This window comes from Streptomyces sp. NPDC093261 (genome assembly GCF_044753645.1).
Taxonomy (GTDB): domain Bacteria; phylum Actinomycetota; class Actinomycetes; order Streptomycetales; family Streptomycetaceae; genus Streptomyces.
The window spans coordinates 1-4036 of the sequence record NZ_JBIVNO010000047.1 but is presented as its reverse complement, the minus strand read 5'-3'; the positions used below and the strand labels follow the sequence as shown (position 1 = coordinate 4036).

At 71.0% G+C, this 4036-nt stretch carries 1 protein-coding gene; it reads right to left on the bottom strand.

Annotation, left to right across the window (positions count from 1 at the left end; all coding sequences use genetic code 11):
• A partial coding sequence (locus tag ACIP94_RS38355; protein ID WP_402436755.1) for a type I polyketide synthase occupies positions 1-4036 on the bottom strand: 4036 nt, incomplete at both ends.

The following is a 4036-nucleotide window of genomic DNA, read 5'->3' as shown; positions in this document are numbered from 1 at the left end:
CATACAACCCACGCCCCATCCCCAACCACTGCGCACCCTGACCCGTGAACACAACCCCCAACCGACCATCACCAGCCACCGCCTCCACCGCAGCCGCCACCAGTTCGTCCTTGGTCCGGCCGACGAGCACGGCCCGGTGCTCGAATGCCGACCGGGTCGTCGCCAGCGAGTAGCCGATGTCCAGCGGCCGTCCGTGACTGCGGGCGAGCCGCGCGACCTGCTCCTTCAGGGCGGCCACTGTCTTGCCGGCCACCACCCACGGCACCACGACGTCGGCAGGCTCCGGCTCGACCGGGCTGACGAGGTGCTGCTCGAGGACGGTGTGAGCGTTGGTGCCGGAAATACCGAACGACGACACAGCCGCCCGTCGCGGCCGTTCCACCTCCGGCCAGACGGTGTTCTCCGTGACGAGGTCGACGTCGCCGGCGGTCCAGTCCACATGTGACGAGGGCCGGTCCACGTGCAAGGTCCGGGGCACAAGGCCGTTACGCATGGCCATGACCATCTTGATCACACCGGCGACACCGGCGGCGGCCTGTGTGTGCCCGACGTTCGACTTCACCGAACCCAGCAGCAACGGCGTCTCACGGCCCTGCCCGTAGGTCGCCAGCAACGCCTGCGCCTCGATCGGATCACCCAGCGACGTGCCCGTGCCGTGACCCTCCACGACATCCACGTCGAGCGGCGACAGACCGGCCCCGGCGAGAGCCTGGCGGATCACGCGCTGCTGGGACGGTCCGTTCGGCGCCGTCAGGCCGTTCGACGCGCCGTCCTGGTTCACCGCCGACCCCCGCACCACGGCAAGGATCTCGTGACCGTTGCGCACCGCGTCCGACAGCCGCTCCACCACCAGCATGCCGACACCCTCAGACCAGCCGACACCGTCGGCGGAGTCGGCGAACGCCTTGCACCGGCCGTCTGCCGACATGCCTCGCTGCCGCGAGAACTCCACGAACAGGTTCGGGGTGGACAGCACGGTCACCCCGCCGGCCAGCGCCAGATCACAGTCACCCGACCTCAACGCCTGGGCCGCCCAGTGCAGGGCCACCAACGAGGACGAGCACGCCGTGTCGACCGTGACCGCCGGGCCCTCCAGGCCCAGCGAGTAGGCCACGCGCCCGGAGGCCACGCTGGCGGAGCTGCCGTTGCCACGGAAACCCTCGAACTCCGGGGTGTTCAGCAGTTCCGCGTAGTCGCCGTACATCACGCCGGCGAAGACACCGGTGCGGCTGCCCCGCAGCGACACCGGATCGATGCCCGCCCGCTCCAGCGCCTCCCACGACGTCTCCAGCAGCAGACGCTGCTGCGCGTCCGTGGCCAGCGCCTCCCGGGGGCTCATGCCGAAGAACGCGGCATCGAAGTCCCCGGCCTCGCGCAGGAACCCGCCGGATCGGGTGTAGGACGTGCCGGTGTGCGCCGCATCGGGGTGGTAGAGGGCGTCGAGGTCCCAGCCGCGGTCGTCAGGGAAGTCACCGATGGCGTCGACGCCCTCGGTGACCAGCTGCCACAGGTCCTCCGGCGACCGCACCCCACCCGGGTACCGGCACGCCATGCCCACGATCACGACCGGATCGTCGGAGAGCGACGGCAGTGCGCCGGCGGGAACCGGGGTCTGCTCAGCGGTGCCGAGCAATTCGTCGAGCAGGTGGTGCGCGAGCGTGGCCGAGGTCGGGTAGTCGAACACCAGGGTCGCCGGCAGCCGTAACCCGGTGGCCGCCGACAAGCCGTTACGCAGCTCCACCGCCGTCAGCGAGTCGAGGCCCAGTTCCTGGAACGAGCGCTCCGGATCGACCAGTGAACCGTCCACGTGCCCGAGCACGGTCGCCGTCCGCCCGCGCACCAGGTCGAGCACCAGCTCGGTGCGGGCCTCGGGGGGCAGGCCGACCAGGCGGTGTGCGAGGTCACCGGCCTCGCCGGTGCGTGCGACACCACGGCGGGCCGGGGTGCGGACGAGGCGGCGCAGCAGTGGCGGTACTTCACCGGAGGTTCGCAGTCCCGCCAGGTCCAGCTTCACCGGCACGGTCGCCGGGTCAGTCGCGGCGTCGAACAGGGCCAGACCCTCGGTGGAACCCAGCGGCAGCACACCCGAACGCCGCATACGCGCCACGTCCGCCCCGGTCAGCTCGCTGGTCATGCCCGCACTCCGCTCCCACGGACCCCACGCAAGCGACACACCCGACCAACCGCGAGCACGACGATGAGCCGCCAGCGCATCCAGAAACGCATTGGCAGCCGCATAGTTCGCCTGACCCGCAGCCCCGAACACACCCGCCACCGACGAGAACATCACGAACTGATCCACATCCCCCACCAGTTCATGCAAATGCCACGCCGCATCCGCCTTCGGCCCCAGCACCCGATCCAGCCGCTGCGGTGTCAGCGCCTCCAGCACACCATCGTCCAGCACCCCAGCCGCGTGCACCACACCCGTCACCACACGCTCGTGGAGGACCTTCGCCAACGCCGCCCGGTCCGCCACATCACACGCCACGACCTCAGCGTCCGCCCCCAGCCGCGCCAACTCAGCCACCAGCTCCGACACACCCTCCGCAGCCGGACCACGCCGACTCAGCAGAAGCAGCCTGCGCACACCCTGCTCAGCCACATGCCGCGCCACCAACGCACCCAGACCACCCGTACCACCAGTGATCAACACCGTCCCCTCACCGCCCCAGGACCGACCCTCACCCCCCTCAGCCCGAACCAGCCGAGCCGCGAACGCCTCACCCCCACGCACCACCACCTCAGGCTCATCCGTGACAACCGGCTCACCCCCACCCTCCACATCCACCAGCCAGAACCGCCCCGGCAACTCCCTCTGCGCCGAACGCACCAGACCCCACACCACAGCAGCAGCCGGATCCGCACCACTGACCACACCCCGGGTCACGAACACCACCCGGGAATCCGGCTCCCGCACCAGCTCCAGCGCCCGAACCGCCAACGCACGCGCCGACGCCACCACATCAACGCCACCCACCAACTCCACGAACCGCACATCACCCACCTCAACCGCCGGCACCGACGTCACCCACTCCACCCGATACAAAGAACGCACGCGATCCACGTGTTCGGGGGCGCGCAGGTGCAGCGTGCCGACCGTCGCAACCGGCCTGCCGGTGCCGTCGGCGACCGCGATCCCGATACCGGCGGAAGCGGAACCGCTCAGTCGCACCCGTACGGTGGCAGCGCCGCTCGCGTGCAGTCCCACGCCCGTCCACGCGTACGGCAGCAGCGTGCCGGGCTCGGGGCCCTCGAGGAACGCGGCCCCGTGGAGCACGGCGTCGAGCAGCGCGGGGTGGATGCCGAAGGCCGCCACGTCTCGGACCCGCTCCGGCAGCATGACCTCGGCGAACACGTCGTCCCCGACGCGCCAAGCAGCGGTCACCCCCCGGAAGGTCGGGCCGTAGTCGGTCCCGTCGTAGAAGCCGGTGAGGTCGAGCGCGACGGCCCCGGTCGGCGGCCACTGCCCCGCGTCCCAGGCCGGTTCGACGGACGCCGCACTGAGGACGCCGGTCGCATGCCGGATCCATTCCTCTCCGTCGCGCGAGAAGACGTCGAGTTCGGCGCGGCCGTTCGCGTCGGGCTCCGAGACCCTCACCTGCACAGGAACCGCACCCGTTTCGGGCAGCTCCAGCGGGACGGACAGCGTCAGTTCCTCGATCTGCCGGAGGCCGAGTTCGTCCCCGGCGCGCAGCGCCAGCTCCACGAAACCGGTGCCGGGGAACAGGACCCGGCCGTCCACCACGTGATCCGCCAGCCAGGGCTGGCGACGCAGCGACAGTCGGCCAGTGAGGATTACACCGCCGCCGTCCGGCAGCTCGACGGCGGCGCCGAGCAGCGGGTGCTCCACGGACTCGAGCCCGGCCCCGGACACGTCTCCGGTGGCACCGGTCCGCTCCGGCCAGAACCGTTCGTGCTGGAAGGCGTAGGTCGGCAGTTCGACCCGGCGGGCGCCCGTGCCGGCGAAGAACGCCTCCCAGTCCACCCTGACACCATGGGCGTGCAGCACCGCCAGCGCCGTCACCGCAGCCGT